The organism is Geotalea uraniireducens Rf4 (genome assembly GCF_000016745.1).
GTDB classification, from domain to species: Bacteria; Desulfobacterota; Desulfuromonadia; order Geobacterales; family Geobacteraceae; genus Geotalea; species Geotalea uraniireducens.
In genome coordinates, this window is sequence record NC_009483.1 from 2,103,473 (window position 1) to 2,129,007 (window position 25,535).

At 51.4% G+C, this 25,535-nt stretch carries 21 protein-coding genes; 17 read left to right on the plus strand and 4 right to left on the minus strand.

The window, feature by feature from the left end; genetic code table 11:
- Window positions 1–7: 7 nt before the first annotated feature.
- The 14 genes from GURA_RS09205 (at window position 8) to GURA_RS09270 (ending at window position 15,068) form a co-directional block, all read left to right on the plus strand.
- Window positions 8–586, plus strand: coding sequence for a hypothetical protein (locus GURA_RS09205; RefSeq protein WP_011938710.1), 579 nt, complete (start codon window positions 8–10; stop codon window positions 584–586).
- A gap of 85 nt (window positions 587–671) precedes the next feature.
- Window positions 672–5,552, plus strand: coding sequence for a beta strand repeat-containing protein (locus tag GURA_RS09210; RefSeq protein WP_011938711.1), 4,881 nt, complete (start codon window positions 672–674; stop codon window positions 5,550–5,552).
- 114 nt (window positions 5,553–5,666) lie between these two features.
- A complete protein-coding gene (locus GURA_RS09215; RefSeq protein WP_011938712.1) occupies window positions 5,667–5,993 on the plus strand; it encodes a disulfide isomerase DsbC N-terminal domain-containing protein in 327 nt (108 codons plus the stop codon).
- 77 nt (window positions 5,994–6,070) lie between these two features.
- Complete coding sequence (gene aroC, locus GURA_RS09220) at window positions 6,071–7,252, plus strand: chorismate synthase (protein ID WP_011938713.1); 1,182 nt, start codon at window positions 6,071–6,073, stop codon at window positions 7,250–7,252.
- Window position 7,253: 1 nt separating this feature from the next.
- Complete coding sequence (locus tag GURA_RS09225; protein ID WP_011938714.1) at window positions 7,254–7,763, plus strand: shikimate kinase; 510 nt, start codon at window positions 7,254–7,256, stop codon at window positions 7,761–7,763.
- A 1-nt stretch (window position 7,764) separates the two neighbouring features.
- On the plus strand, window positions 7,765–8,847 hold the full coding sequence (aroB, locus tag GURA_RS09230) for a 3-dehydroquinate synthase (RefSeq protein WP_011938715.1): 1,083 nt from the start codon (window positions 7,765–7,767) through the stop codon (window positions 8,845–8,847).
- A 2-nt stretch (window positions 8,848–8,849) separates the two neighbouring features.
- Window positions 8,850–9,842, plus strand: coding sequence for a tetratricopeptide repeat protein (locus GURA_RS09235; protein WP_011938716.1), 993 nt, complete (start codon window positions 8,850–8,852; stop codon window positions 9,840–9,842).
- Window positions 9,842–10,204, plus strand: coding sequence for a roadblock/LC7 domain-containing protein (locus GURA_RS09240; protein WP_011938717.1), 363 nt, complete (start codon window positions 9,842–9,844; stop codon window positions 10,202–10,204). Before GURA_RS09235 ends, GURA_RS09240 begins: the two co-directional genes overlap by 1 nt.
- A gap of 103 nt (window positions 10,205–10,307) precedes the next feature.
- Window positions 10,308–10,742, plus strand: a complete 435-nt coding sequence (gene aroQ / locus GURA_RS09245; protein ID WP_011938718.1) for a type II 3-dehydroquinate dehydratase — start codon at window positions 10,308–10,310, stop codon at window positions 10,740–10,742.
- Between the two features lie 20 nt (window positions 10,743–10,762).
- Window positions 10,763–11,833, plus strand: a complete 1,071-nt coding sequence (locus tag GURA_RS09250) for a M24 family metallopeptidase (RefSeq protein ID WP_011938719.1) — start codon at window positions 10,763–10,765, stop codon at window positions 11,831–11,833.
- A 62-nt stretch (window positions 11,834–11,895) separates the two neighbouring features.
- Window positions 11,896–12,369, plus strand: a complete 474-nt coding sequence (accB, locus tag GURA_RS09255; RefSeq protein ID WP_011938720.1) for an acetyl-CoA carboxylase biotin carboxyl carrier protein — start codon at window positions 11,896–11,898, stop codon at window positions 12,367–12,369.
- Between the two features lie 64 nt (window positions 12,370–12,433).
- Entirely contained in the window at window positions 12,434–13,774 is a 1,341-nt protein-coding gene (accC, locus tag GURA_RS09260; protein ID WP_011938721.1) for an acetyl-CoA carboxylase biotin carboxylase subunit, read from the plus strand.
- A 2-nt stretch (window positions 13,775–13,776) separates the two neighbouring features.
- Complete coding sequence (gene gcvH, locus GURA_RS09265; RefSeq protein ID WP_011938722.1) at window positions 13,777–14,163, plus strand: glycine cleavage system protein GcvH; 387 nt, start codon at window positions 13,777–13,779, stop codon at window positions 14,161–14,163.
- 83 nt (window positions 14,164–14,246) lie between these two features.
- Window positions 14,247–15,068, plus strand: a complete 822-nt coding sequence (locus GURA_RS09270; protein ID WP_011938723.1) for a menaquinone biosynthesis protein — start codon at window positions 14,247–14,249, stop codon at window positions 15,066–15,068.
- Between the two features lie 132 nt (window positions 15,069–15,200).
- Here the strand turns inward: GURA_RS09270 and GURA_RS09275 are convergent, their stop codons facing one another.
- Entirely contained in the window at window positions 15,201–15,653 is a 453-nt protein-coding gene (locus GURA_RS09275) for an NUDIX domain-containing protein (RefSeq protein ID WP_011938724.1), read from the minus strand.
- Between the two features lie 87 nt (window positions 15,654–15,740).
- Window positions 15,741–16,034: a PxxKW family cysteine-rich protein gene (locus GURA_RS09280; RefSeq protein ID WP_011938725.1), complete on the minus strand. Its 294-nt coding sequence runs from the start codon at window positions 16,032–16,034 to the stop codon at window positions 15,741–15,743.
- Window positions 16,035–16,277: 243 nt separating this feature from the next.
- Here GURA_RS09280 and GURA_RS09285 point away from each other — a divergent pair, with 243 nt between their 5' ends.
- The 3 genes from GURA_RS09285 (at window position 16,278) to nifS (ending at window position 20,046) form a co-directional block, all read left to right on the plus strand.
- Window positions 16,278–17,696 (plus strand): phosphoglucomutase/phosphomannomutase family protein, encoded by a 1,419-nt coding sequence (locus GURA_RS09285; RefSeq protein ID WP_011938726.1) that lies wholly within the window; start codon window positions 16,278–16,280, stop codon window positions 17,694–17,696.
- Between the two features lie 323 nt (window positions 17,697–18,019).
- A complete protein-coding gene (gene nifU / locus GURA_RS09290; protein WP_011938727.1) occupies window positions 18,020–18,880 on the plus strand; it encodes a Fe-S cluster assembly protein NifU in 861 nt (286 codons plus the stop codon).
- Window positions 18,877–20,046, plus strand: a complete 1,170-nt coding sequence (nifS, locus tag GURA_RS09295) for a cysteine desulfurase NifS (protein ID WP_011938728.1) — start codon at window positions 18,877–18,879, stop codon at window positions 20,044–20,046. The genes nifU and nifS overlap by 4 nt, the downstream gene beginning before the upstream one ends.
- Before the next feature lie 76 nt (window positions 20,047–20,122).
- On the opposite strand, the gene GURA_RS22775 is transcribed toward nifS, so the two are convergent.
- Both GURA_RS22775 and GURA_RS09305 read right to left on the minus strand, forming a co-directional pair.
- Window positions 20,123–24,958 (minus strand): CxxxxCH/CxxCH domain c-type cytochrome, encoded by a 4,836-nt coding sequence (locus tag GURA_RS22775; RefSeq protein ID WP_011938729.1) that lies wholly within the window; start codon window positions 24,956–24,958, stop codon window positions 20,123–20,125.
- Window positions 24,959–25,024: 66 nt separating this feature from the next.
- Window positions 25,025–25,531, minus strand: coding sequence for a hypothetical protein (locus tag GURA_RS09305; RefSeq protein ID WP_011938730.1), 507 nt, complete (start codon window positions 25,529–25,531; stop codon window positions 25,025–25,027).
- Window positions 25,532–25,535: the final 4 nt, after the last annotated feature.

Below are 25,535 nucleotides of genomic sequence, written 5' to 3' on the forward strand. Positions count from 1 at the left end.
ATTCTGTATGAATATAAGATTTTTATTGGCAGTTGTCGGTATATTATGTAACTCAATCTTGTTGTCATGTGGCAGCGATTTAGGAGGTGGATCGTCTGAATTCAACTCTGTCTTCCTTACCTCAAATATTGGTGAATCAATTGTAGAGTCAGACATTGCCAAGCACAAGGCTGCGCCGGATTTTTGTACGTCCACTGATGATATTTCGATACCAGCTGCTGAAACAGTTGATATTGATGTAACTTCAAATGTTTATCCTAATAATTCAAATGCTGGCTTACTTTCGTCTGTAGAAATCAAATCTGCCACTATCAGTTATTCTCCAGTTACATCTAACATACCTGTCATTCCTGTCCAATATGAGCCTTTAGGGGTTACTATTGCTCCTGGCGCCACTGCAACTATACCGATAACAGTAGCAAAGATGGAGATTAAACAGAGTTTGTTTAACGCATTGGTGTGTACAGGAACTATTTTCTCATATTATGTAACTATCAAAATTGATGCTTTAGAAACTAAAACTGGGAAGACAGCAAGTTTCGAAAAAATATTAACAGTATCTTTTTCAGATTGGGTGGATAAATAATTAGTTCTGAATGAATATTGCAATGTTTGCACCTGGCTTAGTGAATTAATTGTGAAGCTTCCAGTTAAGTGCCAAAGGGGATTGTATGAGTATGTATAAGTTTTTGAGAAATCTGCTGATTGTCACGATGTTTGGTACTGTTATCGGCTGTTCCGGTAGCGGCAACGGTCTGACTGGCTCAAACGGAGCAGCAGACGGCAAAAGGATGGCGAAACTTGCAGGCAGTGAAATCATCATAAGTGGTCAAGGACTTAATGCCTTCGGCAGTTATACATCCGCTACAAAGGAAGACCAGCAGAATCCACAAACCATATATCTGGCTGACAAAAATGTGTATTTTGTCGTTTGGGAGGACTATAGCAACAGAAACACGTCCGGATCCGACATCTACGCACAATATCTTGCGCCGGATGGGAAAACCATTGGACTGTCTTTCCCCGTCTCCATTGACCCTGGCAATCAGACAGTGCCACAAGTTGCCTATAAAATGGACCCGGCAGGAGCCGACAGCAAGATCGTCATTGCCTGGCAAGATACCAGGGGAACCGTGAACAATGGTTATGTTTACTTCACCCACATTCCACAGGGAGACATCCCCGCCAGCACTGCAGGGGCAGCTTTTCCCCCCCCCGCAGTGGCTGCCTCAACTGCGGTCAATTTCAATGCCGTTGAAATGAATACCGTCATCGCGAATGATTCGGTGACTCCGAATTCCAAGTTGGTCGGCAATGGCGACGGTACTAATACATTATTTACAGCTTCTCTTTTAGCTCCAGTCATTGGTGGAACCGTCCAAGTTACAGTAACAGGTCAAGCCGCCTTAACCTTGGACGACAACGGTTTCGGCGGTCTAATAGGGACAAACGGCAGCGGAACTATCGACTACAGCACGGGTAAATTGTCACTTTCGTTTTCTACACCACCAAACTTAAATGCGCAGATTGTTGCCACTTACTCATACACTCGCCGCACTTATATTAACGGAACTCAGGTTGATAATAATGATACACTTTTGTCTCGCAAACTACCCAAGGTCGTCTATGACTCAGTCGGGGACCGCTTCTGGCTGGCCTGGGTTGAATCGAGGAGCCTGCTGAACAGCGTCGATGAAATTGCATTTGAAGGTCCCGGATTACGCAATTATCGGACCAAATGGAATGTAGGGGACAATTCTCTCCCCGGCTATGTGATTCTCAAGGGAGATGACCTGACGCAAACCACCTCAATGATGGGGAAAAGCGGGGCCGATGTTTTACGGAACGGGCTGACCAGAAAAAACAGACTGATAACAAACAGCTCAACAGGTCTTCAGGAGTCATATCAGTACGATTTCTATACCGATATCAACAATCTTACAATTGCCGTTGATTCGACTTCTCCCGAAGTCCTGTTCAGCTGGGAAGGAATAAAGCAAAACGGGACGCTTGAGATTGGCTGCAAGGATGAAAACACTAATAGCGTTTGTGATACATTTGAAGCGATTACGACCGATAAGTTCATTTCGACCCCGCAAAATGGTGGCGTTTCACATATTTACGCGATATTTGGCAAGGAGGTAAACCAGGCGGTCATTCCCTCTAAATGGCTTGACAGCGGCAACAGTTCCGGCACGGCCTATAAGCCGACCGCAGCATTCGATCCCATAAGCAAGAAGTTTTTGGTCGCATGGGAAGACCTGCGCGGCGGCGTTAACACCAAAATATTCGGGCGGCTGATCTATTCGGGCGGCGGTGTTTACAACACGGACTTTAATATAACCAGCTCAACAGATCCGACGGTAACCGGCTCCAAGCAGACCAGCCCTACAATCGCCTATGATTCTGTCAACCAGCGATACTTCGTTGCTTGGCAGGACGGTCGGGCCGGGACGGTTTCCACGGAAAACCTCGACATATACGGTCAATACGTGGATGCCGACGGATCGCTACGTGGCGCCAACTACGCCATATCGATTGCGCCTGGGAGCCAGTATTCTCCGTCCATTGCCTACAATTCCGCCACCAATGAGTTCCTTGGGGTATGGAAAGATTCCAGGAATCAGGCGATATCCGGTGCGGATGTGTATGGCCAGCGTTTTACACTGGGACAGCCGCAGCTCACGCTGCTGAATCTGGACAATACACCGTTCACTCCTGCACTCCTCGATTTCGGCTCGGTCACTGTCGGTAAGTCTGCGTATAAATCATTCAAGGTGCGAAACACCGGTGACGTTGCATTGAATATCACATCTGTATCAACGCCATCAGGCCCTTTTACTGTCACGCCGCAGTCCACTGCAACCCTGGCGCCCAATGCGGAACAAACCTTTACGGTTACTTACATCCCTGTTTCCGGCAGCGCCAATTCAAGCTTTGTCATCAGTTCTGATGCGGAAACCAAAACCATCAGCCTGAGCGGTCTCGGAGTCTCCCCAACCCTTACTCCCGCTTCCAATAATCTGCAATTCGGCGACGTCAGTGTGGGACAGAGTTCGGACCAGATTCTGACCATATCAAACAACGGTACGGCAACTGTCAACATTACGAATATCACCGGGTTTTCTGCGCCCTTCTCTATCGTAACCCCACCGGCACCTCCAGTTCCACTGGCGCCTGGTGATAGCATCCAACTGACTGTCAGGTTTTCTCCGACACAGGCGGGGACGTTTACCAGCAACATCAACATAATGACCGACCTGCCATCGATAAATCAGACTATTCAACTGGGTGGGACCGGAAGGCAGCCGCTGCAGACGGTCTCAACTACCACCATTGACTACGGAATTGTCACCAACGGCGCCACGAAGGATCTGGCGTTCAATATCGGTAATTCCGGAAATACCGACTTGACGGTCAATTCGTTGACATTGTCGGGTACTTCCGCATTCACCCTCGTTTCGCCGCCTGCTCTTCCATTAACTGTGGCATCGGGAGCTGTGCAAACAATAACGATAAGATTTTCGCCAACGGCTCTTACCACATATAACGGGACTCTCAACGTGGTAAGTAATGGGGGGACCCAGGCGATAACCTTGACTGGTCAGGGGGCAGCGGGATTGATCAGTGTAGCTCCCACGGCGCTTGATTTCGGTACCATAGCCTTAAGCAATTCGAAGACAATGCCGGTGACCATTACCAATACCGGTAATGCCCCATTAAGTATTACAGGAATTACCAATCCGGCAAATCAAGCATTCACGGTTTCCTATATCGGGACAGTACCGTTAACCCTCTTGCCGAACACAAGCTTTACGGTAATGGTTACCTTTACATCCAATGTTGCCGGTGCATTCACCTCAAGCTTCATTATCAACACGGATGCTTCCAATGGTAATCAGACGATCAATCTGCAAGGAAACATGTCTAATTTTACAATTACGACGCCCTCTCTTCCCCAGGCGCAACTAAACGCTGCGTATAGCCAGACTTTGGCTGCCACGGGCGGACGAGTCCCTTATGCATGGTCGATTTCACAAGGTGCTCTGCCGACCGGACTGAAGCTTGCTTCCGCAACCGGCGTAATCAGCGGCAAGGTAACTGAGCCGGGAAAATATGACTTTACAGTACAGGTGACCGACTCCGATGGCAGCATTGCAACAAAGACGCTCTCAATTGCCACGGCAACAGCTGCGACGCCTCTATCCGTAACGACTATTAATATGCAAAGCGTGAACAATGGGGCTACCTACAGTCAACCGCTTTCCGCAGCCGGCGGCAATCTACCTTACAGCTGGTCTATAGTTAGCGGTACGCTTCCACCAGGTTTGAACTTGGACTCTGCAACAGGGAATATCAGTGGAACGGCTGGAGGCGGGGGAGACTATAACTTTGTTGCCCAGGTTATCGACAATAATCTGTCGTCTGCAGTCAAGCTACTTACCATAACGGTAAATAACAGTGCGGTGAGTTCAGGCACGGTGATTTTTACCGATGTGAACAGTGCGCAGATAAATAGTTGCGACTTCGGCAGCGTTCTCAGGGGGACAACAAGCCAGATAAAAACATTCAGACTACAGAATAACGGCGCAACGGATCTGGTCATTTCCGACTATTCCTTTGCTGACCCTGCGTTTATGGCAATTATTGTCAAGGGCTCTACCTTAAAAGTCGGCCAATCGCTGCTGATTAACGTTTCATTCACTCCCCAGTCACTTAAGACCTATACCGGCGATCTGACTATAACCACGCAGGTAGGAAGCAGTTACAAACTGCCGATCACAGGAACAGGCGCTACTGCAGTCGCCTCGGTTGCTCAGGGAAGCAGCGGCTCGACGTCCACAACTGCCGCATATTCTTTTACCTTGGACCCGACTACACCGTTGCTCAATACCACGGCAAAACCAACCGGTTTCACCATTGCCAATGCTATTGCCACGCGGGTGGATAATGTTGTCCCATCGGGAACGGTAAATATCGATGTCGACTTTGAGTCGTTGCCTGCAAACCCTGTATTCTACAAGGTGGTCAACAATGTCTGGACTCAGGTCACACCTGTCAGTCAGAGTGGTAATAAGGTTACCATAGCACTCACTGACAATAATGCCCTGCTGGATGGGGACCCGACGCCAGGAATCATCCAGGACCCGCTTGTGGTCGGCACTACCGAAGGTATAATTCCAGACCCTGTCGGCCCCCCAGGGGTAAACAACCCACCACCGTCATCTGGGGGCAAGAGCGGATGCTTTATTGCGACTGCAGCTTATGGCAGTTATCTTGATCCGCATGTCATGGTGTTGCGGCATTTCAGAGATAACGTGTTGTTGAAGTCTAAAGCCGGTACAGCATTCGTAAATTTCTACTATAAATACAGCCCGCCTGTAGCCGATTATATAAGAGACCACAAGGCATTGCGGATTCTTACACGTTTGGCTCTTACACCTTTAATTATTTCTGTAGAATATTTCTGGAGCTTTTCGTTTATAGTACTTGGAGGGATTTGTCTTACTTTATTCAGAATCAAACGGCGGCGCGAAATTTTGAGCACTTAGATATAGTGGTGTTTAAGTCAATTGTTTAGCTATGAACTGAAGACCTTGCAGGTTTTGAAACCTGCAAGGTCTGGCTTTTTTTATCAAGGTGTTTGACAAGTACGAGGAAAAGTAATGAGTTTATTCTCAAAATGGTTAAAAGTTTTAATCTTTGGTGTTATGATTATGGCACTTCTTGCAGCGTGTAGCGGCGGGACTCCAAAAAAGGAAGAAGTAACTGCATCGATAAAAAAAATCTTGCCGGTAAATTTCGAAGTTCTTGAGATAAATAAGCTAAAGGATATTCCGGGACTTTGCGAGGTTGTGGTTAAAGTGGATAAACAACCGGTTGTTTTTTATATTGATAATAAGGCGAAGTACGTAGTTTCCGGCAGCATAGTCGCTGTCGACACAAAACAGAATTTGACGTTGGAAACCCAAAAGAAGTTTGCACAGAAATAGATATCGTTCCGGGTTATGTTGGTTTGTAATTTGTTTGCCATCTTATTTCAGGTTTTCATCACAATATAGGAGTGAAGATGTTTCGTTACCTAACCGCCGGAGAATCCCACGGACCACAATTGACGGCCATTATCGAAGGGATACCTGCCGGACTATCTTTGTCCGAAGAACAGATCAACATCGACCTTGCACGTCGTCAGTGCGGTTACGGCCGCGGCGGCAGAATGCTCATCGAGAAGGACCAGGTGGAGATCCTTTCGGGGGTCCGCTGGGGCAAGACTATCGGCTCCCCCATTACCCTTTGTGTCAGGAACCGTGACTGGGAAAACTGGCATGAGAAGATGTCGCCCCATGAGCGGTTTCATGACGATAAGATTCGCGTAACCCGATCCCGTCCCGGTCATGCCGATCTGCCGGGGGCGATGAAATATAACCACCATGATGTGAGAAACATCCTGGAGCGTTCCAGCGCCCGTGAAACCGCAGTCCGTGTCGCCGTCGGTGCTGTCGCCAAGGCCCTCCTTAGCCAGTTTGAGATCGAGGTATGCGGTTTTGTTGCCGAATTGGGGGGGATCAAGGCAATTCGCCCCTCACTCCCCCTTGCAGCACTCAAAGATATGGCGGCAAAATCGGAACTCTTCACTTATGACAAGTCTGTTGAGGAGGAGATGAAAAGGCTGATTGATACCGTTCGCGATGAAGGCGATACTGTCGGTGGTGTAATCGAGGTGAATGCAGTCGGTGTTCCTCCTGGGTTGGGAAGTCATGTGCAGTGGGATAGGAAGCTGGATGCACGTCTGGCAATGGCTGTTCTGAGTATCCAGGCCTTCAAGGGGGTGGAGATCGGCATAGGTTTTCAGGCTGCGGCAAGTACTGGCTCCAAGGTCCATGATGAAATCTTCTACGACTCTGCTCGCATTGCCCATGGAGAGCAAAGCGGCTTTTATCGGAAGTCGAACAATGCCGGCGGCATCGAGGGGGGGATCAGTAATGGTGAGGAGATAGTCGTCAGGGCGGCCATGAAGCCGATTCCGACCCTGTACAAGCCGCTCCGTTCCGTGGATATCGTCTCCAAGGAGCCATATGAGGCTACCGTTGAGAGATCGGATGTCTGCGCCGTCCCTGCTGCATCTGTTGTTGCCGAGGCTGTGGTAGCCATTGAACTGGCCGATGCCTTTATGGTAAAGTTCGGCGGCGATTCCATTACGGAGATCAAGCGCAACTATCAGAGTTACCTCGACTATTTGAGAGCTTTTTAGCATGAAGAATGTTTTCCTGACCGGCTTTATGGGGACCGGTAAGAGCAGTGTCGGTAAAATCCTTGCCGAAAGGCTCGGCTGTCAATTCATCGATCTTGACGCGCTTATCGTTGCTGAGGCTGGGATGTCCATCAAGGAAATATTCGCCGCGCATGGGGAGCCGTATTTCCGTGCGTTGGAAGCAGATTTAGTCAGGCGGCTTATTTCTGAGAAGGGTGCGGTCGTTTCTACCGGCGGCGGCGTGGTCATTGACCCTGAAAACCGTCGACTGATGAGGGAAAATGGTGTTGTCGTAAATCTTACCGCAACTGTGCACGCAATACGCGAACGTCTTGCTGCTGATAACGAGCGGCCACTCTTGCAGGATGACAATTCCCTGGAAAAGATTGTTTCCATGCTGGCTGAACGTGAACCTTTCTATCGTGATGCCGACATCAGAATCGACACAACCGGTAAGGGTGTGGAAGATATTGTGCTGCAAATTTTAGTCTGGCTAAAAAGGGAATCCTGATTTGGAAACCATAACCGTAGGACTCGATGAACGAAGCTACCCGATTTTTTTCAATGTGAATGAGCTTTCCATGCTTGGTTCACTCTGTGCTGATCAAAAACTGGGGCAACGCGTGGCTGTGGTGACAAATCCAACAGTCGGCGCATGGTATTTTGAGCCGGTCAGGGAATCTCTCGTTTCTGCAGGTTTTTCCGTGCATAAGATAGAGGTCCCTGACGGTGAGGAATACAAAAACAGCGATACGCTGAAAGACATCTACGACTGGCTCATCGATTTCGGACTGGATCGCGGCTCTTTTATTGTGGCGCTTGGCGGCGGCGTAATCGGCGACATGGCCGGATATGCGGCGGCTACCTATCTGCGCGGCATTCCCTTTGTCCAGGTACCGACAACGTTGCTGGCGCAGGTGGACAGCAGTGTGGGCGGAAAAACCGGGATCAACCATGAAAAAGGAAAGAACCTTATCGGCGCGTTTTACCAGCCCAGACTGGTCATGATTGATGTGGCGGTTCTGGATACCCTGGCAGAGCGGGAATATCTCAGTGGCCTGGCAGAAATGGCCAAATATGGGGTTGTACTGGATGCCGAATTCTTCCGGTTCATGTATGACAATGTTGAAAAATTGCTTTCCCGGGACAAGGAATGCCTGCTGGCTGCGGTAAAGCGCTCCTGCGCACTGAAGGCTTCGGTTGTTGAGCAGGATGAGAGAGAAGGGGGCCTGCGAGCGGTCCTCAACTATGGCCATACGATCGGCCATGCCGTCGAGACCCTGACCGGTTACAGGCAGTATCTGCATGGCGAGGCTGTGGCCATCGGCATGGCGCAAGCGGCGAAGATTTCTGAGTCCATGGGTTTTTCCAGCAGTGACGACACCGAGAGGGTGCTTTCTTTGTTGAGTAAGCTGAAGCTGCCGCAGGATTTGCCACCTTTCAGCCCTTCCGAATACATCGAGGCCATTTGTCATGACAAAAAAGTGCGGGATGGTGGTTTGAACTTTGTTTTTAACAAAAATCTGGGGAGTTTTACTATTGCCACTGTGGCTGATGTTTCTCAATTGCTGAGAATCTGCGGAATTGGAGAGTGACTATGGCACAAGAATCTACCTCCTTCTGGGCTGATATTAAGAAGTATGAAGACATGCTTGCCAAGGACCCGCGCTCTTATTGTTTTGCGCCGCTTGCTGAGCTTTACCGCAAGCTGGGGCTTTTGGACGACGCAATTAATGTGGCTGTAAAAGGGTGTGAAGTTCATCCCGACTACGTCGGTGGATTTATGGCCTTGGGTAGGGCTTTTTATGAAAAAGGTCTGAAGGATGAGAGTAAGGCTGCCCTTGAGAGGGTGATCAGCGGGACACCCGATAACCACCTGGCACAAAAATTACTCAGTCAAATATATACCGAGGCCGGGGATACGGCTTCAGCTATAAAATCACTCAGGACCATTCTTTCTTTGTATCCTGATGATCTTGAAAGCCAGGTCCTTTTGAAGTCACTGGAACGGGAAGACAGGCCTGCGGCGGAGCCGGCTTGCGAATTTCCCAGCGATGATGCAGCATCTATCGAAACCGATGCCGGGGATCTGTATAACGAAACTTTGTCGGAAGATAATTTTGATCTGGAATATGCCGAGATAATAGAAGACCTTACCGAAGAAATAGACGCGTTTGAGGGCGAATATCCGGACGATGCGACTAAGGGTGGGGGAATAACCATCGGCAGTGGATTGGATGATGGTGAACGTAAAGATCCGCTGAGAACAGCCACATTGGCGGAACTCTATGTATCCCAGGGGATGTTGACAGCTGCTTTGGAAATATATGGTGAACTGCTGGCAACTGAGCCGGACAATCATGAGTATGGAAAACGCTTGTGCGAACTCCGGGAAATGTTGGCTAATGAGGCGGAAGTCGATGAGTACATGCAGCCGGCGACGGTTTTGCCATTGAGTGAAGCTTCCGAGACAGTGGCGGATATTTATGCGTTTGCGGCTACAGAGCACGAACTTGCGCCGACAGGTACTGACACGTCTGTTGTTGCCACATTGGAAAATTGGTTGGAGAATATCAAGAGGAGGCGGTAATGTCATTCAGGGAGACCTTGCAGTATATCGTTGAGAATGTTGGTGGAGGGCTGGGCGCGGTTATCATGGGGTACGACGGCATACCCATTGATGAGTATGTAAAGGAAGACGGCGCACTGGATGTACAGCTTCTCACGGCTGAATATGCTGCCGTGCTGAAGGAGATCAAGAGGACTGTTGAGGTACTGAAAACCGGCGTTCTGGAGGAAGTGGCCATAAATACCGAATTCTCCATTGCCATTGCCAGGGTAATTAATGACGATTTTTTTGTTGTCCTCGTTATGGGGAGTGAGGGAAACTTTGGCAAGGGTCGTTTTCTCCTGCGGCGTGAGGGTCCGAAATTGGGCGAAGCACTCCAGTGACAATCGTTAGAAAGTGACTGGTCTATGGTTGATGGTATTTAACCTTCCGCCATCCACCATCCACCATTAACTGACTTTATCAATCATCTGCCGGAGTAATGATATGAAAATTCTCGTGTTGCACGGACCAAACCTGAACATGCTTGGGACAAGAGAGCCTGAAGTCTACGGGAAGATGACTCTCGATGATATTGATTCAACTCTGAAGGAACTGGCTTGTGAACTGGGAGTTGAATTGACAATCTATCAGTCGAATTCTGAAGGGGCTCTTGTTGATAAGATTCAATCTGCTGTCGGTTCTTTTGACGGTATTCTTATAAATCCTGCTGCTTATACCCACACCAGCGTCGCAATCCGTGACGCCATAGCCGCAACTGCCCTGCCGACAGTAGAGGTCCATCTCTCCAATATCCACAGTCGCGAGGAGTTCAGAACCAAAAGCTTTGTGGCCCCCATAGCCCTCGGACAGATCAGTGGATTCGGCGCTGACAGTTATCTGTTGGGGCTTCGCGCGCTTTTTAACCATAATAAAAAATAGATTGTATTACGGGTTTGATTATGCTAAAAGACAGAATCTTATCGGCCCAGGGCTTTCTGCAAAGGTTTGACGTTGATGTTCTTATCTTTGTCAACCTCTGCGATATCCGATACCTGACCGGTTTCACCGGTAGTTCCGGCACACTTGTATTGGGACGGGACGAGGGATGGTTTCTCACTGATTCCCGCTATACTACGCAGGCTTCCGATGAGGTCAGCGGCTTCAACATTATAGAGTATCGTAGCCAACTGGAGGGTGTGTCGTCCCTTCTCAAGGGTATTTCGGCACAACGGGCTGGTTTTGAAGCCGGACATATGACGGTTGCACTCTATAATGAGCTTTCAGCGACGTTACCGGCTGTGCATTTCACTCCTATTGGCGCGGAGCTGGATCACCTGCGTTCAGTGAAGGATGCAGAAGAAGTCCAACTGCTAGCCTCAAGTGCAGAAATTGCCTCAACCGCTCTTTTGGGTATATTGGACAGGATCAGGCCGGGCGCTTTGGAACGGGACGTAGCCCTGGCGCTTGAATTCGCCATGAAAAGCGCCGGTGCGGAAGAGAAGGCTTTTGATTTCATAGTCGCCTCCGGTAAAAGAGGGGCGCTTCCCCATGGCAAGGCAAGCGATAAGGTCATTAACAGCGGCGAACTCGTGACAGTAGATTTTGGCGCTGTTTATAACGGTTATTTTTCCGATGAAACGGTCACGGTCGCTGTCGGGAAACCGGACGAACGTCAGCGGGAAATTTACTCGATTGTCAAGGATGCCCATGACCGTGCTCTGGCAGCAGTCCGGCCGGGAATAAATTTTAAAGAGCTGGATACCCTGGCCAGGGACTACATTGCGGAAAAAGGCTTCGGCAGTAATTTTGGGCATGGCCTGGGTCATGGTGTCGGCCTTGAAGTTCACGAACAGCCGGTTGTTTCATTCCGCAGCGAAGGGCTGGTTGAAGAGGGGATGGTTTTTACCATTGAACCCGGCATTTACATTCCCGGCTGGGGTGGGATCAGAATCGAGGATACCGTGGTTGTGACGGCCGATGGGTACAGGATTCTGACAAAGGTTCCCAAGGAATTACAGATTATTACTTAGTTTAATTCTGTAACAGAGCATTGATTGTTACAGGAAGATAAAAGCATAAAAGGAGAAGGTAAATGGATATAAAAGATTTAAAATCATTGATAAAGATGGTGACTGAAACAGACATTACCGAGTTTGATCTGGAAAATGCCGATGAAAAGATCAGAATCAAGCGGGGGGTGACCCCTGAAGTGATACATTATCAGGCGCCGCAGCATGTGGCTCCAATCCAGTATGCTGCGCCTCAGCAGGTAGCCTCGGTTCCAGCTGCTGCTGAATCCGTACCGGCGCCTTCTGCAGCAGAAAAGGGTCAGACTGTTACCTCTCCCATTGTCGGTACTTTCTACCGCGCACCCGCTCCCGATGCTGCTCCGTATGTGGAAGTCGGGCAGGTCGTTGAAAAGGGCCAGGTATTGTGCATCGTCGAAGCCATGAAACTTATGAACGAGATCGAAGCGGAATATCGTTGCAAGATCTTAAAGATAAGCAAAGAGAACGCCCATCCGGTCGAGTTCGGTGAGGCCCTGTTTGTCGTAGAACCCCTGTAAATCAGTTGCTGGTTTATCGTAGATGGTCGATTTTAACAGTTAACAGTTTCTGGAGACCCAATAGATGTTCCATAAAGTGCTCATAGCCAACAGGGGCGAAATTGCCCTCCGTGTAATCAGGGCCTGTAAGGAGTTGGGGATAAAAACCGTTGCGGTTTATTCCACCGCTGACAGTGAGTCCCTGCACGTGAAACTTGCCGATGAAAGTGTTTGCATCGGACCTGCACCCAGCCTGCAGAGTTACCTGAATATCAACGCCATCATCAGTGCTGCCGAGTTGACCGATGCGGAAGCCATTCATCCCGGATACGGATTTCTGTCAGAAAACGCCGCCTTTGCTGAAATTTGCGAAAACTGCGGCATAACCTTTATCGGCCCTTCCTCTGAGAGCATGCGGCTTATGGGTGACAAGATCAGCGCCCGTCAGGCCGTCATCAAGGAAGGGGTTCCCATTCTCCCGGGCACCAAGGAGGGGGTGAACGATGTCAATGAGGCTGTCAAGATCGCCAAAAAAATCGGCTTCCCGGTGATAATCAAGGCTACAGCCGGCGGCGGCGGCAGAGGGATGAAAATCGTCCATTCTCCGGCAACCCTTCCCAATGCATTTGCCACTGCCAGGGCGGAAGCGCAGGCCGGCTTCGGCAACCCGGAAGTGTATATTGAAAAATACTGCGAAGAGCCGCGTCATGTCGAGATCCAGATTCTCGCTGATAAGCACGGCAACGTTATTCATCTGGGGGAACGTGATTGCTCGATTCAGCGTCGTCACCAGAAGATCATAGAAGAGGCCCCCTCAACCGTCAGTACTCCCGAGTTGCGTAAGGCCATGGGAGATGCCGCAGTCCGTGCTGCAAAAGCAGTGGGTTATAACAGTGTCGGCACCATGGAATTCCTGGTTGATAAGAACAATGACTTCTATTTCATGGAAATGAACACCCGCGTTCAGGTAGAACACCCGGTTACCGAAATGGTTACCGGCGTGGATATCGTCCGGGAACAGATCCGTTCAGCCGCTGGTCTTAAACTACGTTACAAGCAGAGCGATATCAAGATTAACGGACATTCCATAGAGTGCAGGATAAATGCTGAAGATCCTGCCAAGTTCACGCCATGCCCGGGAAAGATAATCTCTTACCACACCCCCGGCGGTCTCGGTGTGCGTGTGGATTCCTTTGTCTATGATCAGTACTCGGTACTGCCTCACTATGATTCGCTGATCGCTAAACTGATAGTACATGCGGAAACCAGGGATGATGCCATAAAGCGGATGGCAAGGGCTCTGGATGAATATATTATCGAAGGTATTAAGACAACCATTCCGTTTCACAAGAGAATCATGGCAAACAAAGACTTTATCGAAGGGAATATCGACACCGGTTTCCTTGAGAAAATGGTTTTGGAGTAGTTATGGATTTTCCTGAGGAATTAAAGTACAGCAAAGAGCATATCTGGGTAAGAGTGGAAGGGAACCGGGGCGTAATTGGGATTACCGATTACGCCCAGCAAGAGCTTGGAACCATAACGGTGATTGAGCTCCCTTCTGTGGGCGATGAATTGGAACAGGATGACTCGTTCGGTTCAGTGGAGGCGAGAAAGACCGTAGCAGATCTTTATGCGCCGTTGAGCGGATCGGTTGCGGAAGTCAATGGTGAGTTGCGGGATGCACCGGAAATTGTAAACGATGATCCCTATGACAGTGGTTGGTTGGTTGTGGTTGACATTGCCGATCATGAAGAGCTTAATCTGTTGATGTCAGCAGAACTTTACGAGGATTATGTTGCAGAAAGCAGATAAGTAGAAATGCATTTAACATCATTTGCAAGGCGAGATATAATCTCGCCTTTTTTGTTATGCATCCTGAGACTTGAGAGGAACCGGTGAGACTTAGAATAGGACAGATAGATTATGCCAACTGCACACCTATCTTTACCGCATTAAAAAGTAATTTCGATTGTACGGACTACTGCTTCGTCAGCGGGGTTCCTTCCACTCTCAATGCCATGCTTGCCACTGGAGAGATAGACCTCTGTCCGTCATCTTCCATAGAATACGGTAAGGCATCAGAGAAATACTGTCTTCTGCCGGATATCTCCATAAGCTCCATCGGCGCTGTTAAAAGCGTTTTCCTGTTTTCCCGTGTCCCCATTGAAGACCTTGACAATAAGACTGTCGGGCTCACCACCGAGTCCGACACCTCGGTAAATCTTCTTAAGATTATTCTGGCAAAGAAACATGGCCATACCAATCATTTTCAGCGCACGTCGCTGCCTTTGGCAGAGGCGCTCAAAAGCTTCAGCGCTTTACTTCTCATCGGCGACGCGGCGTTGAAAACCGCAATGACGCATCATGGACTTTATGTTTATGACCTTGGTGAGTTGTGGCACGATTTTACCGGGCTCCCGTTTGTTTTTGCCCTTTGGATTGTAAGGCGGGACGCTGCTGCGGAAAAGCATGCCGAGATTAAAGCCCTGAGCGGTAAACTTAAGGCGGCCAAACAACTAGCATACGATTCCTACGAGTCAATTGCATCCGATTGCAGTGAACGCGAGTGGATGGGCACGGAAGCCCTTGTCGACTACTGGCGGACTATCTCCTACGATCTGACCCCGGAACACTGCGCCGGATTACAACGTTTTTTTCGTTACGCCGCCGAGTTGGGGATACTATCCCGCGAGCCGGAGATATTGATATTTTCCTGACAAACGCTTTGGGATGGAAGCTTTAACGGGGTGTACTGCACAGGGGAGGTGTACTGCACCGGGAAGATCCGGGGAATAGATATGCAGATGTCTCAGGAATAGACGCCGGAACATGCTTGTGCAGGTGGTACGTTAGATTGCGTCGGTGCTTTTCAATCGCCGGTAATCTTCGAGTATCCTGCCGTGGTCGAAGCAGAGCGTTGCGGGCAGGGCAGCCAGCGTGAATATTGCCAGCGTTGCGGCATCATCCGCAGCCTTTGGGGAGCCTTCACCACGAGCCACATAAACTGTAGAAATGGTATGAGCCCGGGGATCACGGTCGGGATCAGAATAGCAACCCAATAGGCGAAGGTTATGGACCCGAAGTGAAGTCTCTTCAAGGGCTTCTCTTCTGGCCGCGTCTTCGAGTGTTTCACCGTAGTCCACAAAACCGCCCGGTAAAGCCCAGCCGAAAGGTTCGTTCTTTCTTTCAATCAGCACAATCCCATCTGCAAGCTCAATAATTATATCTACAGTCGGGAACGGGTTACGGTACGATTTGACTTTTTCGCCGCATCGCGGGCAGCTGAGGTATTCGAATGGCAACGAGAGCCCTCCTTGCTGGAGCACAAAATTTACATAAAAAAAGGGAGGACGAATCCTCCCTTCCAGATGCAGTGTGAAAACAAACCGTTATTTCTTTTTCCCGCCGCCAGAGGCTTTCTTGGAGGCTTTGAGCGGGTTGACTTTAGTCTCTTCGCTCTTGAGTTCCACCTTCACATGGGTGGCGAAATTGCATAAACCAGCCGTCCATTTCTTTTCCGGGGCAGGATAGGCGCTGCATACCTTGCCGATGGAACCATTCACTACTCTCTCGCATCCTTCGCAATTCTCAACGACTACCTGGCATGAGCCTTCTGTAAAGACGCAACCCTGTTTTCCCCAAAAGGTACACTCGGTACCGGGAAGCACTGTTTGACACTGCATGGTAAATCCTCCTGTTTCTTTTTGCTTCGTAAGCAACGAATTCTATTTACTCTAACAATTTTGAAAGAAAAATGTCAACAGGAAAATCCCGTCTAAATGTCTGTTCTCCTTGACTCCGTGAACCCTATATATTAACCTTTGTTGAGAGCTGTGGCTCGGATAGCGGTCGAACTGTCCCGATGTTTGATCGGGCTGGTAAATATTGTAATGAAATGGCGTTAATTCTACTAAAGGAGAGGCTTTATGCAGCGTATTGTTTTCGGCACATCAGGCTGGCGCGGAATTTTATGTGAAGATTTTATCTTCGAGAATGTCAAGATAGTAACCCAGGCTATTGCCGATCATGTGATTGCCGCTGGAGAAAAGGAAAAGGGCTTGATCGTCGGTTACGACTCGCGTTTTATGGGGGAGCGTTTTGCCAGGGAGGCGGCGCGGGTTCTTACCGGTGCCGGGATAAAAACGTTTCTCTGCAACAGGGATACCCCGACCCCGGTTATTGCTTTCGAGATATTGCGGCGCAAGACCGCCGGGGCTATAAATTTCACGGCAAGTCATAATCCACCCGAATATAACGGCATCAAGTTTTCCCCTTCATGGGGGGGGCCTGCTCTTCCGGAGACAACCCATGACATTGAACGGCGGGCCAATGAAATGATGGGAGAGGTCTGCTATAAGGAGTGCCACCTGGACGATGCCGTCCGGGCCGAAATGTTGAGTGAGATCGATCCGATGAAGACCTATCTTGAAGACCTTGCCGGGAAGGTGGATTTTGCCGCCATCGCCAAACTCGGAACGATAGCTGTCAATCCGCTCTACGGAACCGGTCGCGGTTATCTGGCAGAGCCGTTAATGGCACACGGCGTGAAGGTGGTACAGTTGAACGCTCATCGCGACCCGTACTTTGGCGGGTTCCCACCCGAACCATCAGAGAAGTATATTCAAGATTTCATAAACATGGTGAAGGGTGATCCCGCCATCAAGCTGGGGATAGCCACGGACGGCGATGCGGATCGTTTCGGTATTATCGATGATGACGGTACCTTTATTGAGCCCAATTACATAATAGCCCTGCTCCTTGACTACCTGGTAAGGGTGAAGGGGATGACGGGTGGTGTGGCACGCAGTGTGGCTACTTCCCACCTTGTCGATGCAGTTGCAAAAAAACACGGCATCGAGGTCTTTGAGACACCTGTTGGTTTCAAATATATAGGTGAACTGATCAGTCAGGATAAGATTATCATTGGCGGCGAGGAGAGCGCCGGACTTACCATAAAAGGGCATGTGCCGGAAAAGGACGGCATTCTTGCATGCCTTCTGGTAGCGGAAATGGTTGCTCACGAGGGGCTGCCGGTCAGGAAACTTTTGGAAAGGCTCTATGAACAGGTGGGGCGCTTTGTCACCAAACGGGAAAACATCACCCTTCCACCAGAAATCGAAGCCGCTTTTGCCGACAAGTTGAAAGTAGCTCCTGCCACTATTGCAGGGGTAAAAATCATGGAAAAGGTAACCATTGACGGCACTAAATTCATTCTTGAGGACGGCAGCTGGCTTCTTTTCCGTAAGTCCGGGACCGAGCCGGTTGTACGCCTCTATGCAGAGGCTCCGTCAGAAGTGCGTCTCAAGGAGCTGCTGGCCGCTGGTCGCGAGTTGATTCTCAGTTAGGAGCCTGTCGGACTTAGGAATGAATCTACTGCGAGGATGGCAAATCGGTCCATATCTCCGTAAATTTTCGACGAATAGGTCCACTATTCGCTCTCAAATTTCCGGAAATCTGTCCTCGATTTTCCATCCTCTCGCTACGATTCCCTAAGTCCGACAGGCTCCTGCTCCAAATTTGCATAATGTAAACTGATGGCAATGCAACGGCGCGAAGCCGCAAAGACAGCCCGTATGACGGTGGGCGCAAGCATTTTCGAGCATGCTTTCTTTGCGTTCTTTGCGCCTTTGCGTTATAATGAGCTGCCAATAAAATACGAGGAGGATGTATGTGGGATTATACTGACAAGGTTAAAGAACATTTCTTGAATCCAAGGAATGTTGGTGCAATAGACGATGCGGATGCTGTCGGTGAAGTCGGGAGCCTGGCCTGTGGCGACGCCCTGAAACTTTTCATCAAGCTCGATGAAAAGAAAGAGCGGATAGTTGACGCCAGGTTTCAGACCTTTGGCTGCGGGAGCGCCATCGCCTCTTCTTCGGCCTTGACCGAGATGGTGAAGGGAAAGACCCTCGATGAGGCATTGCAGATCACCAACAAGGAGATTGCCGACTTCCTTGGCGGCCTCCCGGAAGAAAAGATGCATTGCTCCGTCATGGGGCAGGAAGCACTGGAGGTGGCCATCGCCAAATACAGAGGCGTGGCGGTGCCGAAGCACGATCACGAGCATGATCACGGGGAGATGGAAGGGGAGATCGTCTGTAAATGCTTTGGCTTGACCGACGTCTTTCTCAAGAAAGTCATCGCTTCCAACAAACTGCACACCGCTGAACAAGTCACCCATTTCACCAAGGCGGGGGGCGCCTGTGGCGGCTGCATTCCCAGGATAAAGGAACTGATTGCCGAGGTCATGGGTGAGCAGAAGAGGGAAGAGCAGAAAAAACCCGAAAAGCTTACCAATTTGCGCAAGATGCAGCTTATCCAGGAAACCCTGGAGAATGAAGTGCGGCCGCAGCTGTGGGCAGACGGTGGAGATCTGGAACTGATCGACATCGATGGCGGCAAGGTACAGATAGCTTTCCGCAAGGCTTGCGCCGGGTGCGCCTCTTCAGGTTTCACGGCAAAATTCGTCGAGCAGAAGCTGCGTGATCTGGTCTCCGACGACATCACCGTTGAGGAGGTGCAGGGATGAAGGAAATCTACCTGGACAACAATGCCACCACCAAGGTCGATGAGGCAGTCTTCGAGGAGATGCGCCCCTATTTCTGTGAGCTGTATGGCAATCCCAGTTCCATGCATTTTTTCGGTGGCCAGGTGCAGAAAAAGGTTGATGAGGCAAGAAACCGGGTCGCAGCCCTTTTGGGCGCCTCGCCGGAGGAAATCATCTTTACCGCCTGTGGCACCGAGAGCGACAACGCTGCCATTCGTTCCGCTCTGGAAGTTTTTCCGGAAAAGCGTCATATCATAACCACCAGGGTGGAACATCCGGCAGTGCTGACTCTCTGCCGGAACCTTACCAAGCGGGGCTACCGGGTGACGGAGCTTAATGTGGACGGCGAGGGACGGCTGGATCTGAATGAGCTCAAAGCTGCGATCGATGACAACACTGCCATCGTCTCGGTCATGTACGCCAATAACGAAACCGGCGTCGTCTTTCCTGTCGAGGAGGTGGCTGCCATTGCCAAGTCAAAGGGGGCGCTGTTTCACACCGATGCAGTGCAGGCCGTGGGCAAGATTCCCCTCAACATGGCAAACTCTGCTATAGACATGCTTTCCCTGTCCGGGCACAAGCTCCATGCCCCCAAGGGGATCGGTATCCTTTATGTAAGGAAGGGCGTGCCCTTTCGGCCTCTCATGGTTGGCGGACACCAGGAAAAGGGTCGCAGGGCCGGGACGGAGAACACCGCATCCATAATTGCCCTTGGGAAGGCATGCGAGGTGGCCGGTGATTTCATGGATGATGAAAACACCCGTGTCAAGGCCATGCGCGACCGTCTTGAAAAAGAGCTGATGAACCGCATCCCCAATGCCCGCATCAACGGCGGTGCTGCGGAGAGGCTTCCCAACACCACGTCCATCGCCTTCGAGTTCGTGGAAGGGGAGGCTATCCTGCTGCTTCTGAGCGAGAAGGGTATCTGCGCCTCGTCCGGCAGTGCCTGCACATCCGGTTCGCTGGAGCCGTCCCACGTGCTTCGCGCCATGGGAGTGCCGTTCACCTGCGCCCACGGCTCAATCCGCTTCTCCCTGTCGCGCTTCACCACTGATGCTGATATCGATGCCGTCATCCGCGAGCTTCCGCCGATCGTTCAGCGGTTGCGGGAGATGTCGCCGTTCGGGCGGGAATTCCTTTCAAGGTAAAACATCGTCCCGGATAAATTAAAAACCCCCTGCAGCTGAAGCTGCAGGGGGTTTTTTGATGTTTTAGCCGGAATTATTACCAAGAATCGGAACTGTGGTTTTTGCTATGACAAGTTCCCGTACAGCTTCCGGAACCGTTGCCAAGCCGGGTGAAATTCATTCCGGCACCATCCCCACTAAAATTGATTATTACATCTGCATCGGTATGGGTAACTCTGTTTCCGGGTCCATGCGCATCTTGCGGACTTCCCGCCGTGCCATGGCATGTTGCGCATGTTACCTGGTGATCACTTCTGGAATGACCATTTTGTATATCGGGAAATACAGTTCCTGTCGGTCTGCCATCAGCGCCGCCATGGCACGATCCGCAGCCGATGCCGGGAGCGGCTTTTGTATGGCATCCCTGGCAGTCGGGTGGATTGCCGGAAGTAACAGGGTAGCCTGTTGTTTTGGTATTGCTGTGGCAACCGGTTGTCACGCAGCTTGGGAATGGCGATGCGCCTGAATCTGTTTTATGCCCGTAGTATGCCGGATAGGAATGGCGCGTAAAGCTGAAAGCTTTGTTGTTGGTAGTGGGGGCATCACCATCATGGGTATGGCAGATGGTACAGCGTGTGTTTATGTTGTGAGTGGTATCATAACTGTTGATGTTATAATGAGAGACTCCGCTGCCATGGCAGACTTGGCAAATTCCTGTAAAGTCGGCCTTGACGTAGTCTCCGCCGATTGGCGGGTTTGAAGATAAGGTAAATACCGGGTCTTTTGGAGCTGCAAATTCGGTAGGCACGCCGGCTGTCGGTAAGTAGCCTGTTGATGGGTCGAAGACACTGGAGTTCTTCACTACCTTTTTGTGGATCATGTAGGCGTTGGTGTCACCATGGCCATCATGGCAGTCCCAACAGAAGAGGCCACCGGATTTAAAACCGAAGCTGTGGCTCGTACCGTTATGTACGGCACCGACTTTTTTGCCGGAGGTCTTCAATGCGCCACCGATTGTAACTGTAACCCCCACAGCGTCTGTTTTATGACAGTTCATGCAGGCATCGTTTAACCCCCAACCGGTCCCACCAGTATTCCCCCGGAGCCGGAAAGGATTTGCCGCGGCGTTGTGGCTAATGGCCGGGTCATGGCAGTATTCACAGGCATTGACAACGACAAGGGCGGCCGCTCCATTGCCGGAGGCATAAGTCCCGCTGGTCTTGCCGTGACCGGTGGTAGTCCATTCGGTCATGTTTATCTTCGCTACAGGACTTGAGGTGTTGAAAGGGGTAGAGGTAACGTTTGTGAAGGGGATGGTGAATACATCGAAATCCGCCGTATCCCCATGACAATCCTGGCAGTTCAGAGTTGTGCCCCACGTTACTGTAGTTGGAGAGCCGCCGCCACCATGGCAACTGACGGTGCTGCATTGAGTCGCTGTGGTGTCGGTTCCCTGACGTGCCAGGGTGAAAGTCACTGAACCGCCGCTCTGCTGAATGTTGTATGCCTGATTGACATGCAGTGTCGGGTTTATGATGGCGCCTGCATTGTTTACTACTGAGTTGTGGCACTGGTAGCAGGAATTTATGTTGTTGCCGGTATGTTTAGCGTGGCTGTTTGCTTTTGAAACGGCGGTTGGTGAACCTGAAGCGGTACCACCGCCATGACAGCTGCCGCAGTTTATCGACGGAGGGGTAGTCCACGAAAGAGTCCCATGGGTCGGGGTGGCGAAGACGGCGCCGTCGCTGTGGCAGTAAGTGTTGATGCACTGGGTGCCGGTGCTGGACCAGGTGGTGCGAAGGATAGCATTATAGGAAAACGCCACATCCTTAACCCCGTTCGGATGCTGATTTTTCCCTGAAGCGCCGTTGATGGTCGCATTGTCGGAAGCGGTTCCAAAATGGCAGTTCCGGCAGGTGAAGGTGTAGGTGTTGACATGCTTGGTGTGGGGCGCTGACCAAGTAGGTGAAGCATCTCCCTGTTTGTTGTGGCAGACTCCGCAGTTGGAGCCGCCGACCTGCGCAGTTCCCCAGTTGACGGCCACTTTGGGGGCGCCGCCGTTGCCGTCTGTGTGGCAGACTGTGGTGCAGGTGCCTGCCGTCGTGTATTTCATGCCTTTAGGGTCAGTGGCCGGTGTGCCGGCTTCGGTGTATGCAGTTATTTTGAGCCCTCCCACCTCTGCCGCGCGGTTTGCCGTTGCCGGGCCGTTGGCGTGGCTGTTGGTCGGATGGCAGTTCTTGCAGCCGTAGGCGTAGGCTGATGATGTGTGGGCGTTGCTGCCGGTTATGCTGCTGAACACGGCAGCAGAGTTGTAGTGAATGGCATGACCGGTGGCTCCTGCAGAGAGATCGCCGTTATTGCTGGCGCCGTGGCAGGAATTGCAGACAAGATGTGCACCGCCCCAGGTCGGAGCGGCGGAACCGTGGCAGTAGGTCGCCGAGCATGAACCGTAACCTGAGCCGGGGGCGACGTTGTTACCCAGGGAATAGACGGTGTTGACGGCTGACCCGGTGAATGCCAGGTTGATGACCTGGTTGGCGTGATTGGTCGTACCTGAACCGGCACCGCTATGGCATGTGGAGCAGGGCAATCTGCCATTGCCGCTGCCGGTAGTGTTGGCGTGCGCCACATGGCTGCCGGGGGCGGAAACGTCGGTGTCCATTTTCACATGACAGCTGCCGCACGGGAAGAGACCGCCCCAGGTCGGCGTACCGTTTTGTGTCGGGGCTCCGATGCCGTTTGTCCCCTGCACATTGCTGTGGCAGTAGCTGTTGGAGCAGGAGCCGTATCCGTTTCCGGCCGGGAGATTCGCCTGGGAATAGATTGTTCCTGTTGCTGACGGGCCGCTGAATGAGTTTTCAATGACGCCGTTTGCATGGAGCGCTGTGCCGGCCCCTGCGCCGTTGTGACAGATTGAGCAGGCAATGCCGGTAGCCTGGGCATGCTTGATATGACTGCCGGTTGCCGAAGCGCTTGAGGACATGTCCACATGGCAACTGCCGCAGGTAATGGTCACGCTCCCCCAGACCGGAGATGCAAAAGCTGTTGGCGCACCATTGCCGTTTGCTCCCTGCACATTGCTGTGGCAGTAGATGCCGGAGCAGGTGGCAGCAGATACGGTCCATGTGCCGCCTGTAGTGAGCGTACCTCCGAACCGTACATCCTTGACGCCATTGGCATGGGTGTTGAAATCCTTGATGGCGTTGTTGCTGCTGACCGTCCCGTTGTGACAGACAGTGCAGCCGATGGAATCGGCGAGATGCTTGCCGTGGGAATTGGTGGCAAGCGTCGTAGCATCGCCGTGACACTGCCGGCATTCATCCGGCTGGCCGACTATTGCCCCCCTGCCGTTCGCCCAGCCGGGGATCGTCTTTGTCGTCAGCACCGGCACAAGAGACGCATTGCGCGGCGCGCCATCGCTGTGACAATAGACGTTTGAACAGGTCGGCGCAGTGGCTGGCGTTCCGTTGAAGGTGGGAGTGGCGCCGAAGGAGGAAGCGATCCTGCCTGTAGTGTCGATAAATACATCCTGGAAGGTGCCGGCCTGGTGGGTATTACCCTGGTGGCAGTCAACACACTGCTTGCTGTAAACGATCCCGCCGGAATGGGTGATGTGGGCGCTGGAGGATTCATTGGTGAAGGGTGACGGAGTGCCGTTGAATACCGCATACCCATTCGGACCGCCTGCACTATTGCCGTGGGGCGGATAACCATGGCAGGTGTTGCATGCGCCGATGGCTGTGAAAGAGCCTTTGGTATTGCCGTGGAAGTGGCAAGCGTTGCAGGTCGTCGTGTCGAGCCTAGCGTGTTCGTCAGGATAACCTGAGCCGACCGGAACGTCGTGGCATGATTGGCAGACGCCGTTGCCGGAAGCATCCTTGTAGTTCTTGACCGTAGTCGACTGGAAGTAGACCGGCTTGTTTTTTGCGGAGCGCAGGACAGTCGAGACGTTCATGTAACGCCTGACCAGCCAGACGTTCGGGATTCTTTGCTGTGCTGTTACGGCATTGGGGTCGAAATCCACGTGGCCGCCGTGGCAGTCGGCACACTGGATGTTCTGGTTTCTGCCGTTATGGGCCACCTTGCCGGCATGGCAGTTGGTGCAAATGTTGAGATCGTCGGCATTTGCGCCGTGCAGATCGGTTCTGAGCAGGCTGCCGTCCGACGGTTTGAGTGCGTTGAAGCCGGAATTGTTGTCAAAGGTGGCGCTGCTGGAGTCGCTGTAATGGACACCGTGGCAGGTGCTGCAAACGAGGGAGCCGCCTGTGCGGGTCAGTCTTGCATTCAGGTCGGAGGTCGGGTTTGTCGTGTTGGCATTCACCGGCGGGTTGTTGAATTGTGCCGGGTTTGTTTTGACCTTGGAGGTTGCGCCCGTATAGTTGAAGTTTACCGGGTGGGTGCCGGTCGTATGGCTTTGCTGGTTTCGGCTCCTGTGGCAGTCGAGGCACATCTGGTCCCGGTCGTTCGCCATGCGCAGGAAAGGCTTGTTGGTGTTGTCATGCTGGTTGTGACAGCGGACGCAGGCCAGGCTGCCGCCGGTCCTGGCACGCAGCTTGTTTCCCGTGCCGGTCGAGGTCATGGCGGCGAATTGAGGGGGCTGCGCGCCCGCCTCATCGACCTCGTCCGGTCCGTTCCAGTTGTGGGATGTCTGGTAGAGCGTGCCTGTGCGGGTTGCCGTGTAAGTGTTGAACGGATTGGCGAAATCTGCCGGGGTAAAGGGTTTGTTTCCGGCCTTCGGCACCCCCGGACGGTGGCAGTTGAGGCAGACGTTGTTATAGCCGGTGCTCCCCAGGTCCAGATGTAAGGTATGGCAGCTTGCGCAGCTATAGCCGTTGGCCGTGTCATGGGGCGAATCGACTGTTACCGCTGTTGCCAGGGACGGGAACAAGCAGAGGATGCCGATCACAAGGCTTTTAATATGCAATCTGTTCATGTTGCGCTCCTGAAAAAGCAAAAAAATCATTGTGTTGCCCGGCACTCGATGAGTCGGTTGCTCATCTTAAATAATCGACATGGTAAAGGATGCTGTTAATCCTGTTATATCTGCGCCGTTGAGATCTTTGGTCTTAAACGTTGCCTGATTAATGCTGAAATCCGTTGCCGATGGAACGCTTCCGGTTATGTTGCAGGTAACGGTGGCAAATTCTCCAGGATCGAAACCTGCTGCTACGACCATTTTTATAGTCAAGGTGGCCTGGCTTCCGGTTGTTGCCGGTGTGAATATGGAATCAATGATTGGAACAACAGTACCGGTGGCGGTTTGTCCGGAAGGAGAGATAACCCCGGAAAGAACTTTGCCCGTCGCGTCGGTCGGAACCGTTACCCCTGAGGGCAGAGTTATGGTTATGTTGTCGATTGCACCGATCTTTCCTGTTGCCAAGGTTCCCTGGGTGCTTAATTTTAGTACCGCGTGCCTGGTCGTCGGCTCGGGGGTTCCGCTGCCACAAGCGGATAACAGAAGGAAGGAGGCTGATAAAAGAGTGAAAAAAAATAAAATGATTCGCATGGTA

Excerpts from the sequence above, each read along its gene's own strand:
- GURA_RS09225 (WP_011938714.1), top strand. The coding sequence starts at position 7,254 with ATGAAGAATGTTTTCCTGACCGGCTTTATGGGGACCGGTAAGAGCAGT.
- GURA_RS09205 (WP_011938710.1), top strand. The coding sequence starts at position 8 with ATGAATATAAGATTTTTATTGGCAGTTGTCGGTATATTATGTAACTCA.
- GURA_RS09280 (WP_011938725.1), bottom strand. The coding sequence starts at position 16,034 with ATGCAGTGTCAAACAGTGCTTCCCGGTACCGAGTGTACCTTTTGGGGA.
- GURA_RS09250 (WP_011938719.1), top strand. The coding sequence starts at position 10,763 with ATGCTAAAAGACAGAATCTTATCGGCCCAGGGCTTTCTGCAAAGGTTT.
- accC (WP_011938721.1), top strand. The coding sequence starts at position 12,434 with ATGTTCCATAAAGTGCTCATAGCCAACAGGGGCGAAATTGCCCTCCGT.
- GURA_RS09210 (WP_011938711.1), top strand. The coding sequence starts at position 672 with ATGAGTATGTATAAGTTTTTGAGAAATCTGCTGATTGTCACGATGTTT.
- nifS (WP_011938728.1), top strand. The coding sequence starts at position 18,877 with ATGAAGGAAATCTACCTGGACAACAATGCCACCACCAAGGTCGATGAG.
- GURA_RS22775 (WP_011938729.1), bottom strand. The coding sequence starts at position 24,958 with ATGAACAGATTGCATATTAAAAGCCTTGTGATCGGCATCCTCTGCTTG.
- GURA_RS09215 (WP_011938712.1), top strand. The coding sequence starts at position 5,667 with ATGAGTTTATTCTCAAAATGGTTAAAAGTTTTAATCTTTGGTGTTATG.
- aroC (WP_011938713.1), top strand. The coding sequence starts at position 6,071 with ATGTTTCGTTACCTAACCGCCGGAGAATCCCACGGACCACAATTGACG.
- aroQ (WP_011938718.1), top strand. The coding sequence starts at position 10,308 with ATGAAAATTCTCGTGTTGCACGGACCAAACCTGAACATGCTTGGGACA.
- GURA_RS09240 (WP_011938717.1), top strand. The coding sequence starts at position 9,842 with ATGTCATTCAGGGAGACCTTGCAGTATATCGTTGAGAATGTTGGTGGA.
- GURA_RS09285 (WP_011938726.1), top strand. The coding sequence starts at position 16,278 with ATGCAGCGTATTGTTTTCGGCACATCAGGCTGGCGCGGAATTTTATGT.
- GURA_RS09235 (WP_011938716.1), top strand. The coding sequence starts at position 8,850 with ATGGCACAAGAATCTACCTCCTTCTGGGCTGATATTAAGAAGTATGAA.
- gcvH (WP_011938722.1), top strand. The coding sequence starts at position 13,777 with ATGGATTTTCCTGAGGAATTAAAGTACAGCAAAGAGCATATCTGGGTA.
- accB (WP_011938720.1), top strand. The coding sequence starts at position 11,896 with ATGGATATAAAAGATTTAAAATCATTGATAAAGATGGTGACTGAAACA.
- GURA_RS09305 (WP_011938730.1), bottom strand. The coding sequence starts at position 25,531 with ATGCGAATCATTTTATTTTTTTTCACTCTTTTATCAGCCTCCTTCCTT.
- nifU (WP_011938727.1), top strand. The coding sequence starts at position 18,020 with ATGTGGGATTATACTGACAAGGTTAAAGAACATTTCTTGAATCCAAGG.